Origin of the sequence: Rhizobium sp. R339 (assembly GCF_002211395.1) — a bacterium.
Taxonomy (GTDB): domain Bacteria; phylum Pseudomonadota; class Alphaproteobacteria; order Rhizobiales; family Rhizobiaceae; genus Rhizobium.
Genome location: NZ_LOKV01000016.1, coordinates 1 through 26,822, shown reverse-complemented (window position 1 = coordinate 26,822; position 26,822 = coordinate 1). Strand labels below are relative to the sequence as shown.

Here is a 26,822-nt window from a genome sequence, read left to right as displayed (position 1 = left end):
GGCTACAAGCTCGAAACTCTCGGCCAGCAGCGCAAAATCACAGCGTACAAGACACGCAGCCCTGCACCTCGGTGCCGGACAGCGCCATCTGGCGAAGGCGGATGTAGTAGATCGTTTTGATGCCCTTCCTCCAGGCGTAGATCTGCGCCTTGTTGATGTCGCGCGTCGTCGCCGTGTCTCGGAAGAACAGGGTCAGCGACAGGCCCTGGTCGACATGCTGGGCCGCCGCCGCATAGGTGTCGATGATCTTCTGCGCACCGATCTCGTAGGCGTCCTGATAATAATCGAGATTGTCGTTGGTCATGAACGGCGCCGGATAGTAGACGCGGCCAATCTTGCCTTCCTTGCGGATCTCGATCTTCGAGACGATCGGATGGATCGAGGAGGTCGAGTGGTTGATATAGGAGATCGACCCCGTCGGCGGCACTGCCTGCAGGTTCTGGTTATAGAGGCCGGAGGCCATGACGGCCTTCTTCAGCGCCGCCCAATCTTCCCGCGTCGGGATATGAATGCCAGCATTGTCGAACAGCGCCTGCACCTTCCCGGTCGCCGGCTTCCATTCCTGTTCTGTATATTTGTCGAAATATTCGCCCGAGGCATATTTCGAATTTTCGAAGCCCTTGAAGCTCTGGCCCCGCTCGACCGCCAGCAGGTTCGAAGCGCGGATCGCGTGGTAGGTCACCGTATAGAAATAGATATTGGTGAAATCGACGCCCTCCTCCGAGCCGTAGAAGATGCGTTCGCGGGCGAGATAGCCGTGCAGGTTCATCTGGCCGAGGCCGATCGCATGGCTTTCGTCATTGCCCTTCTCGATCGAGGGCACCGAGGCGATATGGCTCATGTCGGAAACTGCCGTCAGCGCCCGGATCGAGGTTTCGATCGTCTTGCCGAAATCGGCTGAGTCCATGGCCGCGGCGATGTTCAGCGAGCCGAGATTGCAGGAAATATCCTTGCCGAGATGCTTGTAGGAGAGGTCGTCATTGTATTCGCTCGCCTCGCTCACCTGCAGGATCTCCGAGCAGAGATTGCTCATGGAGATGCGACCTGCCACCGGGTTCGCTCGGTTCACCGTGTCCTCGAACATGATGTAGGGATAGCCGCTCTCGAACTGGATTTCGGCGATCACCTGGAAGAATTCACGCGCCTTGATCTTCTTCTTCGAGATGCGGGCGTCTGCCACCATCTCGCGATATTTTTCCGTCACCGAAATCTCGGTAAAAGGCACGCCATAGACGCGTTCAACATCGTAAGGCGAGAACAGGTACATGTCCTCATTGTTTTTCGCGAGTTCGAAGGTGATGTCGGGCACGACGACACCGAGCGACAACGTCTTGATGCGGATCTTCTCGTCGGCATTTTCGCGCTTGGTATCGAGAAACCGCATGATGTCGGGGTGATGCGCGTTGAGATAGACAGCACCCGCCCCCTGGCGCGCACCGAGCTGGTTGGCATAGGAGAAACTGTCTTCAAGCAGCTTCATAACGGGGATGATGCCCGAGGACTGGTTTTCGATCTGCTTGATCGGTGCGCCGGCCTCGCGGATATTCGTCAGCGACAGCGCCACGCCGCCGCCGCGCTTCGACAGCTGCAGCGCCGAATTGATGGACCGGCCGATCGATTCCATATTGTCCTCGACCCGCAGCAGGAAGCAGGAAACCAGTTCGCCGCGCTGCTTCTTGCCGGCGTTGAGGAAGGTCGGGGTCGCCGGCTGGAAACGGCCGGAAATGATCTCGTCGACCATGTCGCGGGCAAGCGCCTCGTCGCCGCGTGCCAGGGTCAGCGTCACCATGCAGATGCGGTCCTCGTAGCGCTCGAGATAGCGCTTCCCGTCAAAGGTCTTCAGCGTATAACTGGTGTAATATTTGAAGGCGCCGAGAAAGGTCGGGAACCGGAATTTCCTGGCATAGGCCTGGTCGAACAGGTCGCGGACGAAATTGAAGGAATACTGGTCGAGCACCTCCTGCTCGTAATAGCCCTCGGTCACGAGGTAATCGAGCTTTTCCCGCAGATTGTGAAAGAACACCGTGTTCTGGTTCACATGCTGCAGGAAATATTGCTTCGCCGCCATGCGGTCCTTGTCGAGCTGGATCCTGCCCTCGTCGTCATAAAGGTTCAGCATCGCGTTCAGCGCGTGATAGTCGAGCGTTTCCGCCGCTTTCACAGGGCGTTCGCCGGCGGGATGAGCGAAAGTGTTATGCGGTTTTGCGCCCGCATCCCGCGTTTGTTCCCGTGTCCAAAACCGTTCCAATCCGTATCTGACGTTGACGACGTCCTCCTCCGTGCCGATGAGCTCGAACCTGTAGAGGTAAGGCACCTGGCATTTCCGCGAAATCACGTCGCCGGCAAGCCCGTATGTCTCGCCGAAATTGCTGTTGCCCGCGGCAATCACGCCGCGGATGTGTCCTCGGTTCTCCGCATCGTTCAAGAAACGGATCACCTGTTTGGGAACGGCCCCCTTGCCGCCGTCGCCGCTATAGGTCGGCACGACAAGCACGAAGGGTTCGCGGATATGGAAGGCGTCTGCGCCGCTTGCGGGAATGCGCGCCGCGCGCAGCCCGAGCCTGGCGACAAATCGATGGGTGTTTTCGGATCGGCTGGAATAGTAGACGATCAGGCCCATCGCCTTTCCCCGGTCAGGAGAGCGCGCTGATCATGTCCGGACGGAACCCCGCCCAATGCTGCTCGCCGGCAACGACGACGGGAACCTGCATGTAGCCCATGCCGCGGACACGATCGAGCGCTTCGGCATCCTCGGAGATATCGACGATGTCGTAATCGACGCCCAGGCGGTCGAGGGCGCGGTAGGTGGCGGTGCACTGAACGCAGGCGGGTTTGCTGTAAACGGTAACGCTCATCATCTTCCTCGTGATCTCAATGAATTCAGGACGCAGAACTGGGATCGGGCGCCTTACGGCGTCCGGGGCAACGTTTGATAATGGTCTGGCAAAGTTGGCGTCTTAAACGCCCGATATGGTCCCTCTCGGGATCTGCGCGGGCGGCGGCCTTGATATTCTCGACATGACTTCAACCCCGAAGTGCTCATGCGGACATTCGGGGCAGCGCAGCAGGCACGGATCATTCCGCTTCATGCACGCGACCTTCCAGACACCCCGCCCGTGGACATCTCGTTCAAGGCAGGTCTCCTGGCTTGCGGGTCGAAGCACCCTGCCCCCAGCCTTCCCAAGGCATCACGCCTCAGTGACCTGAAATCGGACAGTTGCTCGCCGCTTACAGTTGCGGGGGCAGCTCCGGCTTTGTTCTACCCTCATGGCGGAACGCACCGTATTCCCGTCTTAGCCGCGATCCTCACGAATCGAAGGAACCTTGAACACTAGATATAGTACGCGAATCCAAAACAGCGTCAATGGGTGGTTAGCGCATCGCGTTACGAGAGGTTTGAAATCGCTGCGTTCCTGTGAAAAACATGGATAACAAAAGCTTAAACAAAATGGGCTGTGGAGAAGGTCGGAACGAAAAGGGCCGACCTATAGCCGGCTCTGCGATCTTCGATTCCGGATCGCCTCGAATCGAGCCGAATAGGCAAACGCCTATCCCCTTATTCGAAGCAGCCGAAGCGCATTGATCGTCACCAGCACAGTGGCGCCGGTATCGGCCAGAATCGCCGGCCAGAGCCCGGTGATGCCGGCAATGGTCGTGACCAGGAACACGGCCTTCAGTCCGAGCGCGATGGTAATATTCTCCAGGATATTGCGCATCGTTCGCTGCGAAAGCGCGATCATCCGCGCCACGTCGCCGACGCGCCCATGCAGCACGGCGGCATCGGCCGTCTCCAGCGCCACATCGGTGCCACCACCCATGGCGATGCCGATATCGGCGGCCGCCAGCGCCGGCGCGTCGTTGATGCCGTCGCCGACCTTGGCAACGACGAAGCCCTGGCGTTTCAATTCGCCGACGACCTTCTGCTTGTCCTCGGGCATCATCTCGCCGCGCCAGTCGATGCCGAGCATGCCGGCAACGGCTGCCGCCGTCCGCTTGTTGTCACCCGTCAGCATCATCGCCTTGACACCGGCCGATTTCAGCGCCGAAAGCCCGGCTTCCGCATCCTCGCGCGGCTCGTCGCGCATGGCGATCAGGCCGGCTGCCGCGCCATTGACGAGCAGCACTGACACGCTCTTGCCCTCGTCGTTCAACGCGGTGATGCGCGCATCCTGGTCTCCATCGAGCGCCCCGCGCTCGCGGGCGGTGGACGGCGATAGCAGATCCAGAGTCTCGCCGCCGACTTTGCCGGTGACGCCCTTGCCCGGCAGCGCCTCCAGCTCGAAGGCCGGCGGCACGGGAACACCGTCGACCTTGGCGCGGTTGAGGATGGCGAGCGCCAAGGGATGGCTGGAGCCCTGCTCCAGCACCGCCGCGCGCGACAGGAGCTGCGCTTCGCTCAAGCCGAAGGAAACGATGTCGGTCACCCGCGGCTTGCCTTCCGTCAGCGTGCCCGTCTTGTCGAAGGCGACCATCGTCACCTTCCCGAGGCTTTCCAGCACCGCGCCGCCCTTCATCAGCAGCCCGCGCCGCGCACCTGCGGAAAGCGAGGCGGCGATCGCCGCCGGCGTCGAGATGACGAGCGCGCAGGGGCAGCCGATCAGCAGGATGGCAAGGCCCTTGTAAATCCATTCATCCCACGCGCCGGAAAGGAACAGCGGCGGAACCACCGCAACCAGTGCTGCAACCACCACCACGCCGGGCGTATAATAGCGCGAGAACCGGTCGATGAAGCGCTCCGTCGGCGCCTTCGATTCCTGCGCCTCTTCCACCAGCTTGACGACGCGGGCGATGGTGTTGTCAGCCGCGGCCGCGGTGACGCGAACCCTAAGCACCGCATCGCCATTCACCGTTCCGGCAAAGACCACAGCATCGACGCCCTTGCGCACCGGCGTGCTCTCGCCCGTCACCGGCGCCTCGTCGATCGCGCTCTCGCCCGATACGATGATGCCATCAGCCGAAATGCGGTCGCCGGGCCGAACCATGATGATCGCGCCGACGGCAAGGCTTTCCGCCGGCACCTCACGCGTTTGCCCATTGTCTTCGAGCAAAGCGTTCTTCGGCACCAGGGTCGTCAGCGATTGAATGCTTTCGCGCGCCTTGCCCGCTGCCACTCCCTCGAGCAGCTCGCCGACGAGGAACAGGAAGACGACGGTCGCCGCCTCCTCGCCCGCATTGATGATGACGGCGCCGACAGCGGCGATCGTCATCAGCATCTCGATCGAAAACGGCGTGCCCGAAAGCGCCGCCATGATAGCCCGCCGCGCGATCGGCACCAGACCGACCAGCATGGCGACGATGAAGGCATAGGACCCGATTGCGGGCACGAGATGGCCGACGGCATAGGCGGCAATCAGCGCCGCACCCGAGAAAATGGTCAGCCGGCCCTTCCTGCTCTGCCACCACGGACCGGCCGTCGGCCCATGGTCATGCCCATGCAGGCCTTCGATTTCCTTCTCGGCATGGTCGTGACCGTGGTCATGATCTTCATGATCGTGATCGCCATGGTCATGCCCCGCGTGATCGTGATGATCATGCAATCCGTGGTTTTGCGCCGGTGCGACGCTTCCGGCAAAGGGCGAGACCGAATAACCGAGCCCCGTCACTTTCTTCTCGATCGCCTTGAGGTCGCTGCTGCCGTCGTGCCGGACGGTCATCGTGCCTGCTACCACCGAGACGGAAACATCGGCGACTCCAGCCACCCGCCTGACCGCCGCGTCGATCTTGCTCGCGCAGGCGGCGCAATCCATGCCGCCGACCCGGTATCGCGTCTCGTTCGTCTCAGCCATGATCCGCTTCCTTGTCAAACAGAAGCACCTCTCATACATCCTCTAGCGACTAGAGGTGCAAGAGGAAAAATCATGAAAAAGATCACGATCGGCGAAGCCGCCCGCCGGAGCGGGGTCAAGGTGCCGACGGTGCGCTACTACGAGAGCATCGGCCTGCTCGCGGCGCCGAGCCGCAGCGAGGGCAACCAGCGCTCCTTTGAACCCGCCGATATCAGCCGCCTCACCTTCATCCGCCATGCCCGCGAACTCGGCTTCGAGATCGAAGCGATCCGCACGCTGCTCACCCTGCAGGACGATCCGAACCAGTCCTGCGCCTCGGCCGATGCCATCGCCAAGGCGCGCCTCGTCGAGGTCGAACAACGCATCCGCAGCCTGATGGCTTTGAAGGCCGAGCTCGAAACCATGGTGGAAGGCTGCGGCCACGGCCGCGTCGACCAATGCCGTGTCATCGAGGTTCTCGCTGATCACGGCCAATGCACGAATTCGCACCATTGATGAATCTGCGCCCTTGCGGCTGACCCGCCCTCACGCCAAAACTGCATCAGAAAGAATCGGGCGAAGACATCCATGAACCAGAAGCGGGTTGCGATCATCGGCGGCGGCCCGGCGGGCCTTGCGGCTGCCGAACTGCTTTCGCTCTCCGGTCACGCGGTGACGGTTTATGATACCATGCCCACCTTCGCCCGCAAATTCCTGCTCGCCGGCAAATCAGGACTGAACATCACCCATTCCGAGGACTATGCCCGCTTTGTCACGCGCTTCGGCGCGGCCTCTGATCGTCTGCGCCCGGCGCTCGATGCCTTTACCCCTAACGCTGTCAGGCATTGGGCCGCAGGACTGGGAACGGAAACCTTCATCGGCTCGTCCGGAAGGGTCTTCCCGAAAGTGATGAAAGCCTCGCCCTTGCTGCGCGCCTGGCTCAGACGGCTGGAGGCGCAGGGCGTCACACTGCGCACCCGCCACCGCTGGGCCGGTTTTGCCGAGGAAGGCTTCGCTTTCGAAACGCCCGAAGGGCGCAGCATCGTCCATTGCGACGCAGCCCTCTTGGCGCTCGGCGGCGCAAGCTGGCCGCGCCTCGGCTCCGACGCAAGCTGGCTGCCCTGGTTATTGGAGAAGGGTGTCGAGATCGACGCCTTCCGGCCTGCCAATTGCGGCTTCGTCGTCGGCTGGAGTGAGAGCTTCCGCGAACGCTTCGCCGGCGAGCCGGTGAAATCGGTCACCGCCACCTCTGAGGCCGGCACCTTTCCCGGCGAATTCGTCATCACCGCAAGCGGCATCGAGGGCAGCCTTGTTTATGCCAATGCGGCCAGCTTGCGCGACCGGCTGCAGAGCCGGGGCAGCGCCGCGCTGACGCTCGACCTCGCCCCGGGCCGGACGGCTGAAAGACTGGCGCGCGATCTGGCGCGGCAGGATGCCAAATCCAGCTTCTCCAACCGCCTGCGCAAGGGCGCCGGCCTCGACGGCGTCAAGGCGGCATTGCTGCGGGAACTCCTTTCCGAGCGCGACCGCACCGATGCCGGGCGCCTCGCCGGCACGATCAAGGCCCTGCCGGTGCCGGTTCTTCAAACCCGGCCGATCGGCGAGGCGATTTCTTCAGCCGGCGGCATCCGCTGGAGCGGCATCGACGACGGTTTCATGCTGAAAGCGCTGCCGGGCACCTTTGTCGCCGGCGAGATGCTCGACTGGGAGGCGCCGACCGGCGGCTATCTTCTCACCGCTTGTCTTGCGACCGGCCGCGCCGCCGCGCGCGGCATCGAAGACTGGCTGTTGCGGTAGAAACCGCTGATCTTAAAGCGGATCTAGATCAAAGACGCGGCGCATGATGCCGTGCGAGGATTGCTCACGCTTTTCAGCATAAAGCCCGGCCCGGGGCGAAGAGGAGGGCGGCCATCGATGCCTGCAATTGCAAACCGGCCGCTTTTCTATCAGACTATGCTGAAGTTCCGTGGGAGGAGCAGATGCACGAACAGTCAGCGCACGCGGAGCATGTCTACACCTCTGCGCAGCGGAATTCCGCTGCCGCGAGTTCGCCGATCGTCGCGTCCTGGCGCCGATGCATGACCATGCACCAGCTGGCTCCCGAAGAAGAACGTGCGCCGCTGCGTCTCACCGACGGGGAATTCCAGCACGCGCGCGAACAGTCCGAACGGCTGGTCGCCGGCGCGACAGACGAGCTCGACCGCCTCTTCACCACCGTTGGCAAAGCCGGCTGCTGCATCCTTCTGACTGACAGGAACGGTATTGCGCTGGAGCGCCGGGGGGCGGCCGGCGACGACAAGGATTTTCACGATCTCGGCCTCTGGACGGGCACGGTATGGACCGAAGCCAGCATCGGAACCAATGGCATCGGCACCGCGCTTGCCGACGAACGCGCCGTCGCCATCTTCCGCGATCAGCATTTCTTCTGCTCGAATATCCGCTTGAGCTGCACGACGGCGCCGATCCGCGATCATCGCGGTGAACTCGCCGCGGCCCTCGACATCTCGACATGCCGGGAAGACGTCAACGAAATGACGCTGGCGATTCTGACGCAGACCGTGCGCGATGCGGCGATGCGCATCGAACTCAACCTCTTCCGCTCGGCCTTTGCCGGCGCCCGTTTCCTGATGGTCCCGGCCGGGGCCAATTCCGCCGCCGCCCTGCTTGCGGTCGACAGGCACGACCTCGTGCTTGGCGCAACCCGGGCCGCCCGCATCGCGCTGCAGCTCGACGACAAGCGGATCGCCGCCGGCATCCCGGCCGCCGATGCCCTGCATGAGGCAAGCGTCTCACAGCAGGACGAGATCGTTGAAGCGGAAAAAGCGGCCCTGTTGCGGGCGCTCTCGCGCACGAGCGGCAACGTTTCCCAGGCGGCAACCGCGCTCGGCATAAGCCGCGCCACCCTGCACCGGAAAATGAAGAAATTCGATCTCCACTGAGCGGGCGCCCGAAGGTTCCCACGGCACGGGCAGTCACGGCGTGATCCTGTCGCAAGTTTGCGACACTGTGCGCTGCGGTATTGATGCCCCGCTCTATTCCCTTCGGCGAAACATGCACATTTTCCTCCCACTGGTTCACTACGGAACCTGATCATCAAGGGAGGATGACATGCTTCATCAAAAGGTCGTCGAGTCGCCGTTCAAACTGAAATACGGCAACTACATCGGCGGCGAATGGCGCGAGCCGGTCGACGGCAAATACTTCGAAAACCTGACGCCCGTTACCGGCGGCAAGCTCTGCGACATTCCCCGCTCCAATGAAAAGGACGTCAACCTCGCGCTCGACGCCGCCCATGCGGCAAAGGACAAGTGGGGCCGCACCTCCGCTGCCGAGCGCTCCAACATCCTCATGAAGATTGCCCAGCGCATGGAGGACAAGCTGGAACTGCTCGCCCAGGCCGAGACCTGGGACAACGGCAAGCCGATCCGCGAAACCATGGCGGCTGACATTCCGCTGGCGATCGACCACTTCCGCTACTTCGCTTCCTGCATCCGCGCCCAGGAGGGCTCGATCGGCGAAATCGACCACGATACGATCGCCTATCACTTCCACGAACCGCTCGGCGTCGTCGGCCAGATCATTCCCTGGAACTTCCCGATCCTGATGGCGACCTGGAAGCTGGCGCCGGCACTTGCCGCCGGCAACTGCGTCGTTCTGAAGCCCGCCGAGCAGACACCTGCCTCGATCCTTCTCTGGGCCGAACTCATCGGCGATCTTCTGCCGCCCGGCGTGCTCAACATCGTCAACGGTTTCGGCATCGAGGCCGGCAAGCCGCTGGCGACCAGCCCGCGCATCGCCAAGATCGCCTTCACCGGCGAGACGACGACAGGCCGGCTCATCATGCAGTACGCCAGCCAGAACCTCATTCCGGTGACGCTGGAACTCGGCGGCAAATCGCCGAACATCTTCTTCGCCGACGTGATGGCCGAGGACGACGATTTCCTCGACAAGGCGCTCGAAGGCTTTGCGATGTTTGCCCTCAACCAGGGCGAAGTCTGCACCTGCCCGAGCCGCGCCCTCGTCCAGGAATCGATCTACGACCGCTTCATGGAAAAGGCCGTCAAGCGCGTCGAGGCGATCAAGCAGGGCAACCCGCTCGACACGGCGACCATGATCGGCGCCCAGGCCTCGACCGAACAGTTGGAAAAGATCCTCGCCTATCTCGATATCGGCAAGCAGGAAGGCGCCGAGGTACTGACCGGCGGCTCGCGCAACGATCTCGGCGGTGAGCTGGCGAACGGCTACTACGTCAAGCCGACGGTTTTCAAGGGACACAACAAGATGCGCGTGTTCCAGGAAGAGATCTTCGGGCCCGTCGTCTCGGTCACGACCTTCAAGGATGAGAAGGAAGCGCTCGAAATCGCCAACGACACGCTCTATGGCCTCGGCGCTGGCGTCTGGAGCCGCGACGCCAATCGCTGCTACCGTTTCGGCCGCGAGATCCAGGCCGGCCGCGTCTGGACCAACTGCTACCACGCCTACCCCGCCCACGCCGCCTTCGGCGGCTACAAGCAGTCCGGCATCGGCCGCGAAACCCATAAGATGATGCTCGATCACTACCAGCAGACCAAGAACATGCTGGTGAGCTACAGCCCGAAGGCGCTCGGCTTCTTCTGAGAAGCGTCCGCATGGTGGGAGAGGTCAAAGCCCCTCCCCAACCCCTCCCCACAAGGGGGAGGGGCTTAACGCGTTGAACTGCCTCGCTCCAAAAGCAATGCATCGCCTTGCCGAGACTTCGGCGAGGAAAATTGCCGGAGCGGCATCATAGCCCCTCCCCCTTGTGGGGAGGGGTTGGGGAGGGGAATTTCTTCCTCCCGAAACCTAAGAGGAAGACCGATGGAAACGACTGTCAACGGCGAACCGCGTGTTCTCGCAACCGACGCGGCCCTCGATCTCATCGCGGAAATCAAAGGCGATCATCCCAATATTCTCTTCCACCAGTCCGGCGGCTGCTGCGACGGCTCCTCGCCCATGTGTTATCCCGCCAACGAGTTCATGGTCGGCGACAGCGACGTCAAGCTCGGCGAGATCGGCGGCGTGCCGGTCTATATCAGCGCCAGCCAATTCGAAGCCTGGAAGCATACGCAGCTGATCATCGACGTCGTGCCGGGACGCGGCGGCATGTTCTCGCTCGACAACGGCCGGGAGAAACGTTTCCTCACCCGTTCCCGCCTCTTCGGCGGCGGCGAGGCCTGCGCCGTCCCGGACATCAAAGCCAAGCCGACGACCTAACCTCAATATCCCCATACTCCTTCGAGGCTTGCGCTGCCGCTGAGCGTGGATCAACAATGCGGTATCGTTCAACACCGGCCCGCAGGAGATCCGTTCATGAGTGACCAGAAAGCCGTTATCGTCACGGGCGCCGGCGGCAATCTCGGCCGCGCCGTCGTCCACGAGCTTGCCGCCGCCGGTATGAAACTCGTCTGCATCAATCGTTCGAGCCAGGGGCTGGAAAGCTTGGCCAACGATCTCTCCGCCTCCACCGAATTTCTGCCGATCACGGGCACGGACCTTGCCGATTACGGTTCCTGCACCGCCGCCGTCGCCCAGGCCGTCGCACGTTTCGGTGGCGTCAGCGCGTTGGTCAACACGGTCGGCGGCTTCCAGATGGGGCCGGTCGGGCCAGATGCTCCCGCGCAATGGAGGAGGATGATGACCGCCAACGCCGACACCGCGCTGACGATCAGCGCTGCCGTTCTCCCCATCATGAAGGCTGCCGGCTACGGCCGCATCGTCCATGTCGCCGCCGCGCCCGGGCTGAAGGCGGGCGCCAACCAGGCCGCCTATGCCGCCTCGAAAGCCGCCGTCATCCGGCTGACCGAAGCGATCGCCGCCGAATGCCGCGACGACCGCATTACCGCCAACTGCATTCTGCCCGGCACAATCGACACGCCCGAAAATCGTGCCGCCATGCCCAACGCGAAGACGGAGGGCTGGGTATCGCCGCAATCGATCGCCCGCCTCATTGCCTTCCTGATTTCACCGGCCGCAGCCGTTGTCACCGGCGCAGCGATCCCGGCCACTGGTCGCGAATAGCGGAAAGGCCTGCCCCCAATTGCAGCCCTCTGGCGTGATAAGGTCGTTTTGATATTCTGAGAAAGGCGGAGGCTTCCGCATGAAGGCAATCGGCCGTTTGGTCCCTTCATGCGGCCAGCGCGGAACAGCGGGCGGGACATAATGGTATTGATGAGCGTATCACGGCGAAATTTGCCGGGCGGCGGTGGTGGCTATGACTGACCGGCCGATATCGCGCACCGTCGGGGGGATCAGCCTGCGCAGGGAATGGTTCCTCGGCGTCAGCATCGCCACCAGCCTGATATTCATTGCCTTTCCCGAGCCGCTCTTCGCCCGGCTCTCCGATCCGCTTTGGTTCACCGTCGTTTTCGGCTGGCTGTTTGCCGTCGTCCTGGGCTCGGCCTTATCGGTCGTCCGGCATGCGGATCGTTTGGCTGAGCGGCTGAAAGAGCCGTACGGCACGCTCATTCTGACGCTTGCCATCACCTCGATCGAAGTCATGGCGATATCAGCCGTCATGATTCACGGCGAAAACAACCCCACGCTTGCGCGCGACACCCTGTTTGCGGTCGTCATGATCATCCTGAACGGCATGGTCGGCCTGTCATTGCTGCTCGGCGCCTGGCGTCGACCGGAGCAGCAGCATAATCTGCAGGGCGCCAATGCCTATCTCGGCGTCATCGTGCCGCTCGCGACGCTGAGCCTGGTCATGCCGACATTTCTGGCCGGTCCGGACGGACAGCATCCATCGGCGCCGCGGCAATTGATACTGGGCATCGTCTCTGTGGGCCTCTACGCCACGTTCCTGTTCCTCCAGGCCGGCCGCCATCAGGAGTATTTCACCAGCGACGGCCGCCGTGAACACCATGGCGAACAGGCCCTGCCTCACGGGCCGATCTGGCCCAATGCCATCCTGCTCTTCGCCTATATGGGTCCGGTGGTCTTCCTGGTCGAACAGCTGGCGCGGCCGATCGATTACATCATCGAAACCCTGCATGCTCCGACCGCTTTCGGCGGTGTCGTCATGGCCGTCCTCGTCGCCACACCCGAGGCGATCAGCGCCGTGCGCGCCTCGATCGCCGACAATCTTCAGCGTTCCGTCAATATTTTCCTGGGTTCGGTCCTGTCGACGATCGGCTTGACCGTGCCGGCGATGCTGGCCGTTAGCCATCTCTACGGACACCCGGTCACCCTGGGTCTGGAACACAGCGATCTGGTGATGCTGCTGCTCACCCTTGCCGTCAGCATCATTACCTTCGCCAGCGGCCGCACGCATCTCATGCAGGGTGCCGTCCATCTTGTGCTGTTCATGGCTTATGTGCTGCTCATCTTCCAGCAATGAGCTCCCGGCCGCGAGAGCAGAGGAACGAAAGATTCCACGCTCTGCCCTTCCTCCGCTATGATGACTGAAATCTCGCGGGCGTCACGACGCTGGCGTGATCGGAGACGGTAAGGGGACCGGACTTGAGCTCACTCCTGCTTGGCGGGCTTGTATTTGTCTTTCTGTCGGCGGCGACATCGATAGGAATGATCGTGCGCGGCCGCCTGCCGGATCATCATCTCAGTTCGGAATCCAAGGATGTCATCAGGCTCGCAACCGCAGTGGTGGGAACGCTGTCGGCCTTGGCGCTTGGCCTGCTGATCGCATCCGCCAAGTCCACTTACGACAATGCCGAAGCGGAGATGCGGACGGCGGCAGCGCGGGTCGTCCTGCTCGACCGCGTCATGGCGCAATACGGACCGGAAACCGACCATGCGCGCCAACTGCTGCGCGAGCTCATCCAACGACGGCTGAGCCGTGGCTGGACTGCCGAGACCACCGATGAGACATCCGGCAAGGACCTGGGGGAATACCAGGACATCGAAGCGGTTCAGGGCGATCTTCGGTCCCTCTCGCCGCGGGATGCCGTGCAGCGCTCGCTCCAGGCGCGTGCGCTCGACGTGAGCGGCGTGGTGGCTGAAACGCATTGGCTGATGGTCGAATCCGGCAGCGAGGGTTTGCCCTGGGCCTTCCTCGGCGTTCTCGTCTGTTGGCTCTCGCTGCTTTTCGCGACCTTCGGGCTGCAGGCGCCGCCAAACCCGACCGTGCTTTCCATTCTCTTTGTCTGCGCCTTTTCCGTCGCCGGAGCGGTCTTCCTGATCTCGGACATGGCCAATCCTTACATCGGCCTGGTCCGCGTTTCCAACGCACCCTTGCAATCCGCCATCGAACGCCTGGGAAAACCATAGCCGGTTCAGGACATTGTTAAAACGAGCCATTCCCAAGGCCCGACTTTTTCGCTCTGACGCCATTCAATTGTGCACCGAGGGCTATTGCAATTTTTAGCAATGCCGCGACATAATATCACATGCCTTGAACCTTCGGCAGGCCGGTTGGGGCCGCCGTCGAGGCACGCATGAAGACGACAGCCAGCGCGTCTTTCAGACGCGCAAAGGACGCTGTCGCACTTTGAATTGCTGCATAATTTATCCTTCGATCGATTCCGATTGCAGGAATTATGCAGTGGGCTCTTGACATGTCGAGGCGGCGGCAATGCGTGGGAGATTGCATCAGGGTCTGCGACTTTTTCTGACATTTGCCGGCATGGCGATTCTCGCTGGATGCGAGGAGAGCGGCAACAGCTATGTTCCGCCTCCGCCGCCACCTGTTCGTGTCGCACAGCCGGTCCAGCAGCCGGTTACGCTCTATTTCGAGCTCACCGGCAACACGGCGCCGCTCAATTCCGTCGACATCGAGGCGCGCGTCCAGGGCTATATCCAGTCCATCGACTATCAGGACGGCATGATGGTGAAGAAGGGCGCCAAGCTCTTCGGCATCGAGCGCGATACCTACCAGGCGCAACTCGATCAGGCGAAGGCGTCGCTTGCCTCGCAGCAGGCCTCGCAGGTCGGCGCAAAGCAGGAATATGACCGGCAGCTCAATCTGATGAAGCAGCAGGTGACGACGCAGACTGCGGTCGACAGCGCCAAGGCGACGCTCGACGAGGCGAATGCCTCCATCCTCAATGCCCAGGCCAATGTCGAACTCGCGACCATCAATCTCGGCTATACGGAAGTGCTCGCCCCCTTCGACGGCATCGTCACGGATCACCTTGTCGATGTCGGCACGCTGGTCGGCGTGTCCGGCCCGACCAAGCTCGCCAGCATCGTTCAGACCGATCCGCTCTATGCCTATTTCAACGTCAGCGAAACGCAGGTGCTGATGATCAAGCAAACCCTGGCGAAACAGGGACACACCTTCAGGCAGACGGACCTTCCGAGCATACCGGCCGAGATCGGTCTGCAAACGGAGGAAGGCTATCCGCACAAGGGCCATCTCGACTACGTCTCGCCTCAACTCGACGCCTCGACGGGCACGCTTCAGGTGCGCGCTTTGTTCGACAACAAGGACCACGCCATGCTGCCCGGCCTCTTCGTCAGGGTGCGCGTGCCGGTCGGCCACAATGATAAGGCCCTTCTGGTGCGCGACGACGCGATCGGAACGAATCAGCTCGGCAGCTACGTCCTCGTTCTCGGCAAGGAGGACGTCGTCGAGCAGAAGCCGATCAAGACGGGCCAGCGTGAAGGCCCGCTCCGCGTCGTGGAATCAGGCCTCGACCCGGCGGACCTCGTCGTCATCCAGGGCGTCCAGCAGGCGATCCCCGGCAGCAAGGTCGCGCCCGAGAAGATGGAAATGAACCCGGCGGCCACCGCCGCCGGCGATGCCAAGGCCAACACCACCACGCAATGACTTCGCCACCGTGCTTCATCTGAACGTCCAAAGGACAGCAGCATGATCTCGCGTTTCTTCATCGAGCGGCCGGTACTCGCCAATGTCCTGGCATTGGTTTTCGTGCTCATCGGCGCGGTCGCCCTCTTCCAACTGCCCGTGGCGCAATATCCGAACGTCGTTCCGCCGACAGTGCAGGTGACGACGCGTTTTCCCGGCGCCAGCGCCCAGACCCTCGTCGATACCGTGGCGCTGCCGATCGAGCAGCAGGTCAACGGCGTGCAGGACATGCTCTACATGCAGTCGACGAGCGCCAGCGACGGCACCTATTCCCTGATCGTCACCTTTGCCATCGGAACGGATCCCGATCAGGCGCAGGTCCTGGTGCAGAACCGTGTCGCCATCGCAATGTCGTCGCTTCCGGAAGCTGTCCAGCTTCAGGGCGTAACGACGCAGAAGAAATCGACGGCGATCCTCGGTTTCGTCAGCCTGACCTCGCCCGACAGCCGCTATGACAGCCTGTTCCTGTCGAACTATGCCGTCATCAATCTGCAGAACGAGCTCTCCCGCCTGCCGGGTGTCGGCAACGTCACCGTGTTTGGCGCCGGCCAATACGCCATGCGGATCTGGATGGACCCGAACCTGCTGCAGGCGCGTGGCCTCACCCCGCAGGATGTCGTCAACGTCGTACAGCAGCAGAGCCAGGAGGTCGCCGCCGGCCAGATCGGCATTCCGCCAGTGCCGAAAGGGCAGCTCTTTCAATACACGCTGAACGTCAACGGCCGGCTGAACGAGGCGGCCGATTACGAAAACATCGTCGTCAAGGTCGAAAGCGGGCAGGGCGGCCGCATTACCCGCGTGCGCGATATCGGCCGTGTCGAACTCGGCGCCCAGACCTACAGTCAGTCCTTCATGCAGAACGGCCGGCCGGCGGCCGGTATCGGCATTTTCCAATTGCCGGAGGCGAACGCCATTGCGGTGGCCCAGGCGGTCCGCGCGAAGATGGAGGAGCTGTCGAAGAGCTTCCCGCCCGGCCTCGAATATCACGTGCCGTTCGACACGACGAAATTCGTCGAAGCTTCCATCGACGAGGTTTACGTCACCCTGATCGAGGCGGGCGTGCTCGTTCTCATCGTCATTCTGATTTTCCTGCAGGATTGGCGGGCGATGCTCGTGCCCGCAACCACCGTTCCGGTCACCATCATCGGCGCCTTCGCGGCCATGGCGGCATTGGGCTTCACGGTCAATCTCTCGACGCTCTTTGCCATCGTTCTCGCCATCGGCATCGTCGTCGACGATGCCATCGTCATCGTCGAAGGCGTCGCCCGCCACATCGAGGCGGGCATGTCGGGCCGGAAGGCGGCCGAGAAGGCGATGGAGGAACTGCTCGGCCCGGTCATCGGCATCACACTCGTGCTGATGGCCGTTTTCATTCCGGCCGCTTTCCTGCCCGGCCTGACCGGGCAGCTCTATCGGCAGTTCGCGCTCGTCATCGCCGCGACCGCGCTGATCAGCGCCATCAACGCCGTCACCCTGAAACCGACGCAATGCGCCCTCTGGCTGCGCGCACCGGTGCCGCTCGAAAAACGCAACGTCTTCTACCGCGGCTTCAACAGGGGCTACGATTGGGGTGAACGCCACTATGCCGGATTGATCGGATCGATGACGCGCCGCAGCGGCATCATGGCCATCGCAGCGCTCGCATTGATCGGGGTCGCCGTCTGGGGCCTCACTCGCCTGCCGACCGCCTTCCTGCCGCTCGAAGATCAAGGCTATGTGCTGATCAGTGCGCAGTTGCCCGACGGCGCCTCGAAGGAGCGGACGGATGCCGTGATGGAAGAGGTCGGCAAGATCGCCGAAGCCGCACCCGGGGTCGATCAGGTGCTGACCATCAGCGGCATTTCGGTCCTCGACAATAGCGCCAGCCTGCAGAATGCCGGCGTCGCCTATGTCGTGCTCAAGGATTGGGACGAGCGCGGCAAGGAAAAGGGGCAGGACCTGCTGTCGATCTACCAGCATCTGAACGATGCGCTGCAGCATGTGCTGACCGCCAAGACGCTGGTGGTCGTGCCGCCGCCGATCCAGGGCGTCGGCAATGCCAACGGCTTTACCATGCAGGTCGAGCTCCGGAACGGCATATCCGACTATCCGCTGCTGCAATCGCTTGCCGACACGATCGTCAAGAACGGCAATGCCCAATCATCGCTGCAGAGACTGAGCACGCCGTTCCGCTCGAATGTGCCGCAGCTCTCAGTCTCCGTCGACCGCATCAAGGCCGAAACATTGGGCATTACCGTGGGACAGGTCTTTTCCGCTCTCTCCGGCTATGTCGGATCGAGCTACGTCACCCAGTTCAACAAATTCGGCCGCACCTTCCAGGTCTATGCGCAGGCCGCTTCCGATTACCGTGTCAGCCCCGAAGATATCCGCAATCTGAAGGTCAAGGCGGGCGACGGAACCATGGTGCCGCTCGGCACGGTCGTCGATGTCACGAGGACGCAAGGCCCCTCTCTGATCAGCCTCTACAATCTCTACCCCACAGCGACCATCGTCGGCGGACCGGCCGCGGGCTTCAGCTCCGGCCAATCGCTCGAGGTGATGGAGCAGATTGCCGATCATACCTTGCCGGCTGGCACCGGTTTCGAATGGACCGCACTTTCCTATCAGGAGAAGGCCGTGGGCGGGCAGATCTACTTCGTCTTCGCGCTCGCCATGCTGCTCGTCTATTTCGTGCTCGCCGGCCAGTATGAAAGCTGGATCCTGCCGCTGGCGGTCATCCTTGCCGTGCCGCTCGCCCTCCTCGGCACCGTGGCGGCCCTCACCGCGGCGGGTGTGGCCAACAATCTCTATACGCAGATCGGCCTTATCCTGCTGATTGCGCTCGCCGCCAAGAATGCCATCCTCATCGTCGAATATGCGCGTGAGAAGCGGGCCGAAGGCATGGAAATCCTCGACGCCGCCGTCGAAGCCGCCCGCCTGCGCTTCCGGCCGATCCTGATGACGTCCTTCGCCTTCATCCTCGGCGTGCTGCCTCTGGTACTGGCGACAGGCGCGGGCGCATCGGCGCGCAAATCGATCGGCATATCGGTCTTCAGCGGCATGATCGCCTCGACCTGCCTTGCCGTCCTCTTCGTTCCCTCCTTCTACGTGCTGCTGCAGCGCCTCGAGGAACACTGGAAGGGCCGTGGCGCGACTACAAACTCAGCCGCAACAGTGACGGACGCGGAGATATCGAAAGTCGGATAGGTGACGGTTACTGAACGATCACCTGCACATAGACGTTGCCGCTCTTGGCATAATAATAAGCGCCGCATCGATAATAATAGCCGCCGAAATAGGGCCCATAGCGGCAGCCTGCCGGAAGCACGGCGATCGTCGTCGTCGTGCGTGTGACCACCCGGCGCGTCGTCCGCCGAGCCACGCCGGCATAGGAGAGTGGCGTCAGCGGCCTGCCGATGACGGCCTCGGCCGGCGTTGCGAAGCCGATCGACAACGGCATGGATCCCTGCCGCTCGATGCGGAAATCGGTGAACGTCAGGACGCCGGCAAGGCTGAGGGCGAACAGCAGCTTGTTATAGGTCATTTCGCTTCTCCCATATCGGCGGCAGCCGGAAGCTCGTCGAGCGATTGCATCTCGCTGAGATCGACAGTCTTCGCGCTGGCTGGAATTTCGATGGTGTAGGCAACGGCTGCGACATCCGCCCCGCTTTTGAAATCGCTGATTTCAAGCGTGTATTGCGGCGCCTGGACGACGTGCTTGCTGGTGATGACGTAACGGCGCGGGATGGGTTGCGAGCCCGTCTGTATCCAGATCTGCCAATCGATTTCCGGTGTCCGGAAAGCCAGATATTCGCATTCGACGCCATCGACGAAAGCGCTCGAAATATGCTTGGCCTCCGTCACGTCAGACATAAGCACATCATAGACATTGGACGACAGCAGATCCGCTCCCGGCGCCTCGACGCCGGCCGTCATCAGCCTGTCGATCAGGTCGTCGAGCGAACCTTTTCCGTCGATCTTGGCATAGGCATCGAGGTTCTTGCCATGCACCGTCAGCGACGAGCCGTCGAAGCTGACGTCGAGGTCGGCGAATCCGCCGGTCCTTGTGACGCGCAGCTTGTCGGGACGTGTCATATTGGCCGTCCCGGAGCTGACGAACTGGAGCTTCTCGAAATCGGGCGTCACCGCTTCGAGGGACGATTGGTAGGTGAAGGATATCGTCTTCTGCGCCGTCAGGAAGTCGGACATGGTCTTGAGAAGAGCTTTTGCATCATCCGCCCACGCACTCGCCGGCGTAAGGCTGGCGGCGAGCGAGGCATACAGGAAAATCCGTTTCAATCGCGGGAAAGAAGGAGTCGATGACATGGCAATGCCTTTCGTTCGTGTCGTCATCAATTTCATCGAATTGAAAATGACGGCTGCCGGACGTGCGGCAGCCGGGCATCGAATGTGAGAGACGCACTGCATGCATGCGGGCAAACTCCGCTTGCCGGCTTTTGCGGTATTCCGCTCACGGCTTTCGCGCTGGCGCGCGACAGCCTCTTTTGGGAAGAAAGTCTTCGAACAGGCGCTACAATCCCGAGGTCAGCACGCGGTGGCAGGCCGGCGATACGCGCGGCAGATTGTCCCGCAGGCAGGCAATGCCTCGCCCTCCTCCCAAAGGCACCATGCGGCAGAAGGCCTGGAAGTCCGCTCCGCAGGTCTCTCGCAGGATCATCACTTCCTCGCGCGGGGAGAAGGCCGGCATCATTGCCCGAGGGGCAGGCGTGATCGCGCCGGTCGCAGCCGCATCGCCCGTCGCCGGCGCGCTCGATCCTCCCAATGCCGCGACGGCCTGCTGGCATGGCGCCGATAAAGCGGCGCTGTGCTGTTGCAGGCAGCTGAGAGCCTCAGCGCCTCCCGGCGTAACGCCGGAACATTGCGCCATGAAATCCCGCTGGCAGGCCGATTTGACCGCATTGCGCTGCGCCTGCGTCGGCTGGTGCGCGGGCATGCCGGCCGCCGGCGCCGGCGTGGTCGCCGCGGTATTTGCCGGCGCCGCCGGAGCCGGCTCCGCCGATGTCGACTTGGGTTTGACGTTCACCGCAGACACCGCTTTCTTACAGCCTGCCGAAAGCGTGGCGTTATGCTGCTGCAAACAGGTAAGCGCCTCGATGCCTCCCGGTGTCACACCGGAACATTTGGCAATGAAATCAGAACGGCATTCTGCCCTGATCGCATCTTTTTGCTCTTCGGTCGGCGCTTGCGCGGAAGCTATCCCGGCGAGGAACACAATCGCGCAGAACGCAGGCAACGCGGAGATTGCCGATTGAAGACGATGCCTCCCATAGGGAGACGCCGTTAGAGAAGATCCCCATTTCCGCATGATTTCCCCCTGTAAATCTCTGATCTACTTCATGAAATCGAACTGCCCTCTGAATAGAAAAATAGGCGCCGCCGAGTGGACGGACGTTACTTGCTGCTCTGGAAATATATGATGCGCCTGAACTAGGTATATTAGAATATTATCTTTTTAGCAACTAGTTCGTCGTCGCTGAAACTCGATGACAACTTGCAGGGATATTATTTCGACAATCCAGAACGACAAAAGTCCGCACAAGGCGGGCCTTGGTGAGCCTTGGTTGCCAGTTCAGGTTTTGAACCGTTCGCTACACCTGGTCCTGATTAGCAACCACCGGCAATTTGCCCTCGTCCGAAACACGGGCTTCGGTCTGCCGGGCGGCAGAGACGAGTCGGCGCTGTGCGCGGATCGCGTTCCATTGTTGGTCGATCAGCACGCCGATGAGGATCACCCCGCCCATGACGGCAAAGTTCAAAGAGGAGGGGATACCAAGCAGATTCACGAGGTTCTGCAACTCCTGAAGCAGGACCGTTCCGAGCACGACGCCGACGATCGATCCCTCGCCGCCGCGGAGCGAAAAGCCGCCGAGTACGGCAGCGGCAATTGCGTAGAGTTCATAGAACTGGCCATGGCTGGCCGGCGAGATCGAGCGTGTGTACATGGCGAAATAGATCGCCGCGAGCGCGGTAAGCAATCCGCAGATGACGTAGGCCGACATCACCATCCGGCCGGTGCGGATACCGGAATAGCGGGCTGCCTCCTCGTTTTTGCCGATCGCATAAAGATAACGCCCGAAGACAGAGCGATGCAGCACCACCCACATCGCCACGGAAATGATGACGAGCGCTATGAAGGTGTTGGGAACGCCGTACAACCGTCCGGCCGTCAGGAACTCGAGCTCGGGAAAATTTTGGCCGAACGCAAAACCCGCCGTTCCGTCGGCCGTATAGAAGCGCGCCGCCCCGCGATAGATAAGGAGGCCGCAGAGAGTGACGACGAAGGGTTGCAGGTTCAGCCGGGTGATCAGCCAGCCGTGAACGGCACCTATGAGCGCGCCGAGCATCAGAATGAGTGGGAGCGCCAACATCCACGGCATATTTTGGACCGCGACGAAATCGACAAACAGCACACCAAGAAGCGCGACCAGCGAACCCACGGAAAGTTCGATACCGCCTGTAATGATGACGTAGGCCTGGCCAATCGACAGGATGCCGAACAGACCGATCAGGTTGGCCGTATTCGCCAGATTGATCGGCAGCAGGAAGCGCGGATTGATGATCGCCACGACGATGCCCACGACGACGATCAAAAGCAGCAGTCCAAGATCTTTCTTGATCATTCGAGATCCACTCCCCGATATCTGACTGTATTACCGCCGCGGCTATTTTAAGCCTTTGCCGACAGCAAGCAAAAGGACGCTTTCCTGACTGAATTCGTCCTCATCGAGAATGCCGGCGATCTGGCCCTCATGCATGACGGCAATGCGGTCCGAAACGCCGATCACCTCTTCCATGTCGCTGGAGATCATCAGGATCGCGACACCGGCATCGGCAAGCGTCCGCATCAGGCCGTAGATCTCATTCTTGGCGCCGATATCGATGCCGCGTGTCGGCTCGTCGAAGATCATCACCTTCGGGCGCATCGACAACCATTTCGCAAGCACGACCTTCTGCTGGTTGCCGCCGGACAGAGTGCCGGTTCGACTGGAAACAGAGGGCGCCTTGATGCCGAGGCGAACGCGCTGCTTTTCGGCCGCCGCCGTCTCCCGCTCGGCGGACAGCATGAAGCGGCTGGCAAGCATGGGGAGATCGGCAAGGGTTATGTTCTGGGCGATCGGGAAATCAAGAAGAATGCCGTTGCGCTTTCGATCCTCCGGCACCAGGAAAATGCCGCGAGCAACGGCGTCCCGCGCGGAACGGACTTCAATTTTCTTCCCGTCCTGCAGGATGGCTCCGCCGTAACTGCGATCAATGCCGAAGAGCACCCTGGCAAGTTCGGTGCGGCCGGACCCGACGAGGCCCGCAAGTCCGAGGATTTCTCCATACCTGATTTCCAGATCAACGGGATGGCCGGGATAAGCCGCGGTGCGCACGGCACTGACCTTCAACGCAACTGAGCCGGGTGAGCGCTGCGGCTTTGCGGTGCGGGCCGCCAGCATCCGGCCAATCATCAGCTTGACCATCTGGTCGTGGCCGATGTCCTTCTTGGCAAGCGTGCCCGCAAGCGCGCCATCACGGAGGACGACGACGCGGTCGGCCACGCGCTCAACCTCGTGGAGCCGGTGCGAGATGAAAATGACACTGATGCCATCCGCCTTCAGCTTTTTGATGATGCTGAGCAGCCGCTCGGTTTCAGCCAGCGGCAGGCTGGAAGTAGGCTCGTCGAAAATGACGAGCTTGGCGTTGATGGACAGCGCCTTGGCGATTTCCACCATTTGCTGCTCGGCCAGCGACAACGACGCCATGGGTGTGTCGGCGGAAAAATGCGCGCCCACGCGCCTCAACAGCGGCTTCACCATTTCCCTTAGTCGATCGCGATCGACAAGCTTGAGAGGTCCCGCCTTCAGCGGTTCGCGCCCCAGGAAGACATTGGCGGCGACGTCGAGATTCTCGAAGAGATTGAGCTCCTGATGCACGAAGGCGATGCCGGACGAGATACTCGATTCCACAGTGAGGAAACGAAGCTCTGCCCCGTCGAGCAGGATCGTGCCCCGATCGGGTGCGATCACTCCGCCGAGAATCTTCATCAGCGTCGATTTTCCAGCCCCGTTTTCGCCGACAAGGCCGATGACCTCGCCTGGCATGATATCCATAGACAGGCCTTCGAGCGCAACGACACCTGGATACGTCTTGCCGACGCCGGAAAGCGAAAGGAATGGCGTTGCGGGCGCGCCCGGTGGCGGGATGTCGGAACTATGGTTCATCGGCTGTCCACGGCTGCTGATGCTGACGGCATGAAACGCCTTTTGCGGCGGCGGTGAGTGCCGCCGCCGCGAAAGAGCCTATTTTCCGGCCATGGCCTTCAGGTTGGCTGCATATTTGTCAACGTCATCCTTGCCGATGATGACAGTCGGGATGATGATCAAGCCATCGGCGGGAACGCCTGATTTGTCGCCCTTGAGGTAGGCGGCCATCAATTTCATGCCCTGATAGGCCCATTCGAACGGCTGCTGTACGACGGTTGCCGCGATCGTGCCTTCCTTCACACCGCCGAGCGTGATCGGATCGTCATCAAAGCCAACGACGGTGATCTGGCCGAGTTTGCCTGCGTCGCGCAGCGCCTCATAGATGCGCGGCGTGTTGTAGGAGTAGAAGCCGACCATGCAGGTCAGGTCGGGGCTGGCCACCAACGCATCCTCCACGTTCTTCTTGGCGCGCGTCTGATCGATGTCGTCACCGCGAACATCGACAAGCTCGATCTTGGTGCCCTTGAGCCCTTCCTTCATCCCTTCGATGCGTTCGCGGGCGTTGTCGGCGCCCAGCAGACCGACGAAACCCATGCACTTACCGCCGTCCGGCATCGCTTTCTTGGCGATTTCGGCGGCCTGCTTGCCGGCGTCGATGTTCGAAGACCCGATATAGGCGACCCGGTTGGTCTTCGGCGCGTCGCTGTCGGTGGTGAAGAGAGCCGTCTGCGAGCCGATCTTGTTGAGACCGTCCGTCTGGGTCTTGGGATCGACGGCGGAGACCATGATCCCCTTGACGCCGGCGCTGACGAGATCTTCCATGAGACGCTGCTGAATGGCGACAGCCGCCTGCTCAGGATATTTCAGTTCCATGTTGTAGTCGGGCATCTCGCCCTGCGCCTTCTTCACGCCTGCCTCGGCGGCTTTCCAGAAGTCGGACGCTCCGTTGACGACGAATGCGAGTGTCGGTTTGTCGGCGGCATGTGATGCAGCCATCGAGGCCGCACTCAACATCAACGCAGCGAAAAACAAGGCAGCATTTTTCCGTTTCAGCTGTTTCATAATACTCCTCCCAGGGGCCGCGGTTGCGAGGGCCCGTTCGCGACTTGCGGCCGGCCGCATGCGCGCCCCCTCCAGGGCCGTCGCAAAGCAACGTGTGCATGGATACCGATCGCACATCGACGGTATACTAGAATCTAAATTAGTAAATAGTAATATTAATGCGGATCAAAACATCCGATGCCGGATCCAATCGCCCCACAATACAAATGCAAAAGCTTCGCGTGTGGGGGCTTCTCAGTCGGATCTCGTTGCCGGGGGCCTAATCACACATAGGCTGTCGGCTGCTAAAGCGTGTCGCACAAAAGTGTGCGCGGTTTTGCGATAACGACACGCGTATAAACAAAGACCTAAAGCACGGGAGACGAATCTGAAAGATCGCGACGTGCTTTAGCCTAAGACCGGAAGCACGTGATCCGCTTTGCGCGGGCGGGACAGGCATTGTTCAGCAGGCAATGTTGCTCGACGATCTTAGATCGCTATCGCCTTTGCTGATGACGTTGGCGACCCTCATCCGGGAAGGCTGTCGTTTGCGTATTCATAAGACCACGCTGCAGGCGCGCCGCCAGCCTCAGCCGACGGACCATCCGCCGTCCACGAGTAGGTTCGCGCCGGTAATTAGGCTCGCAGCCGGCGAGGCGAGGAAGACGACGGCACCCACCACATCATCGGTTTCACCGATCCGTCCGAGTGGGATATGACCGAGCGTCGCTTTGCGATTGTCGGCATCGGATAGGAAAGGGGCTGTACCATCCGTGTGGATGAACGTCGGCGATACGGTATTTACGGTGACGTTGTAGCGTGCCCATTCGGCTGCAAGGCAGCGCGTAAGATGATTGATTGCCGCCTTGCTCATGCAATAGATTGCCTCGCCGCGCAGTGCCACCGTACCGGCCTGGGAACTGATATTGATGATCCGGCCCCCATTGCGTTTGATCATGTGGCGACCGACCGCCTGCGTCATCAGAAACGTGCCCTTGATGTTGACATCAAGTATCTCGTCAAGGTCCTTCTCCTCGACAAGTTCCGCGAGATTGCCCGGCGCCACGCCGACGTTGTTAACGAGGATGTCTATCCGGCCGAACGCCGTGAGCGCCGCATCGACGGCTTGGGCAATGTGGGCCTTATTGGGAATCTCCAGTTCGACAGGGAGAACTTTTCGCCCTGCACCCTCGAGTTCGGCAATCAGACCCGCCGCCCCCGCGACCTCGCGGACCCCCAAAACAATATCGGAGCCTGCTGCGGCACAGGCAAGCGCGCAAGCTCGACCGATGCCACGGCTAGCTCCCGTCACCAAAGTCACTTTACCGTCAAGGCTGAAGTCCGGCGCATTCTTCTGCATCGCGATGCCTCCCTCGATGAAGCTCATTTATGGCAGCGTCGGCGTGCGGATGCCAGATGGGAAGCCATGACGATCACCGAGAAGCGGTTTAAGGCGTGCAGCACCACGATTATCTAGAGCGGACGTGCGCCGGTGAACTTGCGGATGGAGGACAAAAAGCAAAAGCTCCTCGCGCCTGGCTTCGCTCCCGATGAGTTCCTGAGGCGCTGGGAGGACTGCAAGTTGGTATCCAAAAACGCCAAAAGCCCGCTTGTCGCGGGCTATTTGTTTGGTTGCGGGTTCAGGCTTTGCCGCGTTCGCTACGCTCACCCTTCAGGTTATGGTGAGCTTTGCGAACGAGGAGCTACCATCGCCAGCGAAGATGAAGTCTTCGCGCCCGCGATAACTGCTGTCTGTATTTTCGGAGATATGGGAGAAGGGAAGATTGGTTGCGGGGGCAGGATTTGAACCTTCGGCCTTGAGGTTATGGTCCGCAGGACGAGGAGCTACCATCGCCAGCGAAGATGAAGTCTTCGCGCCCGCGATCACTGGTCTTGGTATTTCGGGAAGATAGGAAGGATTGGTTGCGGGGGCAGGATTTGAACCTGCGGCCTTCAGGTTATGAGCCTGACGAGCTACCGGGCTGCTCCACCCCGCGATATTATTTTACAGCAGAAAGGGCCGCTTTTGCGACCCTTTTGTATCGG

The 26,822-nt window shown here is 61.4% G+C and carries 20 protein-coding genes, 1 tRNA gene and 1 riboswitch; of the genes, 10 read left to right on the top strand and 11 right to left on the bottom strand.

Annotated features, from left to right (window positions below; genetic code table 11):
• Positions 1-37: 37 nt before the first annotated feature.
• The 3 genes from nrdE to ATY76_RS18945 form a co-directional block, all read right to left on the bottom strand.
• Entirely contained in the window at positions 38-2,620 is a 2,583-nt protein-coding gene (gene nrdE / locus ATY76_RS18955; RefSeq protein ID WP_088676290.1) for a class 1b ribonucleoside-diphosphate reductase subunit alpha, read from the bottom strand.
• A 13-nt stretch (positions 2,621-2,633) separates the two neighbouring features.
• Positions 2,634-2,855 carry a glutaredoxin-like protein NrdH gene (gene nrdH / locus ATY76_RS18950; RefSeq protein ID WP_088676289.1) on the bottom strand — a complete coding sequence of 74 codons (222 nt, stop codon included), beginning with the start codon at positions 2,853-2,855 and terminating at the stop codon, positions 2,634-2,636.
• A 260-nt stretch (positions 2,856-3,115) separates the two neighbouring features.
• Positions 3,116-3,342, bottom strand: a riboswitch (cobalamin riboswitch).
• Positions 3,343-3,548: 206 nt separating this feature from the next.
• Entirely contained in the window at positions 3,549-5,786 is a 2,238-nt protein-coding gene (locus ATY76_RS18945) for a heavy metal translocating P-type ATPase (RefSeq protein WP_088676288.1), read from the bottom strand.
• Between the two features lie 72 nt (positions 5,787-5,858).
• On the opposite strand from ATY76_RS18945, the gene ATY76_RS18940 reads away from it, so the two are divergent.
• From ATY76_RS18940 to ATY76_RS18895, 10 genes are all read left to right on the top strand, one after another.
• Positions 5,859-6,281 (top strand): helix-turn-helix domain-containing protein, encoded by a 423-nt coding sequence (locus tag ATY76_RS18940; protein ID WP_088676287.1) that lies wholly within the window; start codon positions 5,859-5,861, stop codon positions 6,279-6,281.
• A 72-nt stretch (positions 6,282-6,353) separates the two neighbouring features.
• The gene (locus ATY76_RS18935) at positions 6,354-7,562 is read left to right on the top strand and encodes a TIGR03862 family flavoprotein (protein ID WP_088676286.1); all 1,209 of its coding nucleotides are present in this window, start codon (positions 6,354-6,356) and stop codon (positions 7,560-7,562) included.
• Between the two features lie 182 nt (positions 7,563-7,744).
• Positions 7,745-8,704 (top strand): helix-turn-helix domain-containing protein, encoded by a 960-nt coding sequence (locus tag ATY76_RS18930; protein ID WP_088676285.1) that lies wholly within the window; start codon positions 7,745-7,747, stop codon positions 8,702-8,704.
• A gap of 169 nt (positions 8,705-8,873) precedes the next feature.
• A complete protein-coding gene (adh, locus tag ATY76_RS18925) occupies positions 8,874-10,382 on the top strand; it encodes an aldehyde dehydrogenase (protein ID WP_088676284.1) in 1,509 nt (502 codons plus the stop codon).
• 219 nt (positions 10,383-10,601) lie between these two features.
• Positions 10,602-10,997: a DUF779 domain-containing protein gene (locus tag ATY76_RS18920; protein ID WP_088676283.1), complete on the top strand. Its 396-nt coding sequence runs from the start codon at positions 10,602-10,604 to the stop codon at positions 10,995-10,997.
• 96 nt (positions 10,998-11,093) lie between these two features.
• Positions 11,094-11,801, top strand: a complete 708-nt coding sequence (locus ATY76_RS18915) for an SDR family NAD(P)-dependent oxidoreductase (RefSeq protein ID WP_088676282.1) — start codon at positions 11,094-11,096, stop codon at positions 11,799-11,801.
• A gap of 193 nt (positions 11,802-11,994) precedes the next feature.
• Positions 11,995-13,122, top strand: coding sequence for a calcium:proton antiporter (locus ATY76_RS18910; RefSeq protein WP_088676281.1), 1,128 nt, complete (start codon positions 11,995-11,997; stop codon positions 13,120-13,122).
• A 122-nt stretch (positions 13,123-13,244) separates the two neighbouring features.
• A complete protein-coding gene (locus ATY76_RS18905; RefSeq protein ID WP_190233695.1) occupies positions 13,245-14,009 on the top strand; it encodes a DUF4239 domain-containing protein in 765 nt (254 codons plus the stop codon).
• Between the two features lie 304 nt (positions 14,010-14,313).
• Positions 14,314-15,510: an efflux RND transporter periplasmic adaptor subunit gene (locus tag ATY76_RS18900; protein WP_088676280.1), complete on the top strand. Its 1,197-nt coding sequence runs from the start codon at positions 14,314-14,316 to the stop codon at positions 15,508-15,510.
• A 42-nt stretch (positions 15,511-15,552) separates the two neighbouring features.
• Complete coding sequence (locus ATY76_RS18895) at positions 15,553-18,735, top strand: multidrug efflux RND transporter permease subunit (protein ID WP_088676279.1); 3,183 nt, start codon at positions 15,553-15,555, stop codon at positions 18,733-18,735.
• Positions 18,736-18,742: 7 nt separating this feature from the next.
• On the opposite strand, the gene ATY76_RS18890 is transcribed toward ATY76_RS18895, so the two are convergent.
• From ATY76_RS18890 to ATY76_RS18850, 8 genes are all read right to left on the bottom strand, one after another.
• Entirely contained in the window at positions 18,743-19,072 is a 330-nt protein-coding gene (locus tag ATY76_RS18890) for a hypothetical protein (RefSeq protein WP_088676278.1), read from the bottom strand.
• Positions 19,069-19,854 carry a DUF2092 domain-containing protein gene (locus ATY76_RS18885; protein WP_088676277.1) on the bottom strand — a complete coding sequence of 262 codons (786 nt, stop codon included), beginning with the start codon at positions 19,852-19,854 and terminating at the stop codon, positions 19,069-19,071. The genes ATY76_RS18890 and ATY76_RS18885 overlap by 4 nt, the downstream gene beginning before the upstream one ends.
• Positions 19,855-20,059: 205 nt before the next feature.
• Positions 20,060-20,854, bottom strand: a complete 795-nt coding sequence (locus tag ATY76_RS18880) for a hypothetical protein (RefSeq protein ID WP_088676276.1) — start codon at positions 20,852-20,854, stop codon at positions 20,060-20,062.
• 283 nt (positions 20,855-21,137) lie between these two features.
• Positions 21,138-22,169, bottom strand: coding sequence for an ABC transporter permease (locus ATY76_RS18875; RefSeq protein WP_088676275.1), 1,032 nt, complete (start codon positions 22,167-22,169; stop codon positions 21,138-21,140).
• A gap of 42 nt (positions 22,170-22,211) precedes the next feature.
• Positions 22,212-23,753: a sugar ABC transporter ATP-binding protein gene (locus ATY76_RS18870; protein WP_088676274.1), complete on the bottom strand. Its 1,542-nt coding sequence runs from the start codon at positions 23,751-23,753 to the stop codon at positions 22,212-22,214.
• 78 nt (positions 23,754-23,831) lie between these two features.
• Entirely contained in the window at positions 23,832-24,797 is a 966-nt protein-coding gene (locus tag ATY76_RS18865) for a sugar-binding protein (protein WP_088676273.1), read from the bottom strand.
• Between the two features lie 568 nt (positions 24,798-25,365).
• Positions 25,366-26,136: a glucose 1-dehydrogenase gene (locus tag ATY76_RS18860; RefSeq protein ID WP_088676299.1), complete on the bottom strand. Its 771-nt coding sequence runs from the start codon at positions 26,134-26,136 to the stop codon at positions 25,366-25,368.
• 560 nt (positions 26,137-26,696) lie between these two features.
• Positions 26,697-26,773, bottom strand: a tRNA-Met gene (locus ATY76_RS18850).
• Positions 26,774-26,822 lie beyond the last annotated feature (49 nt).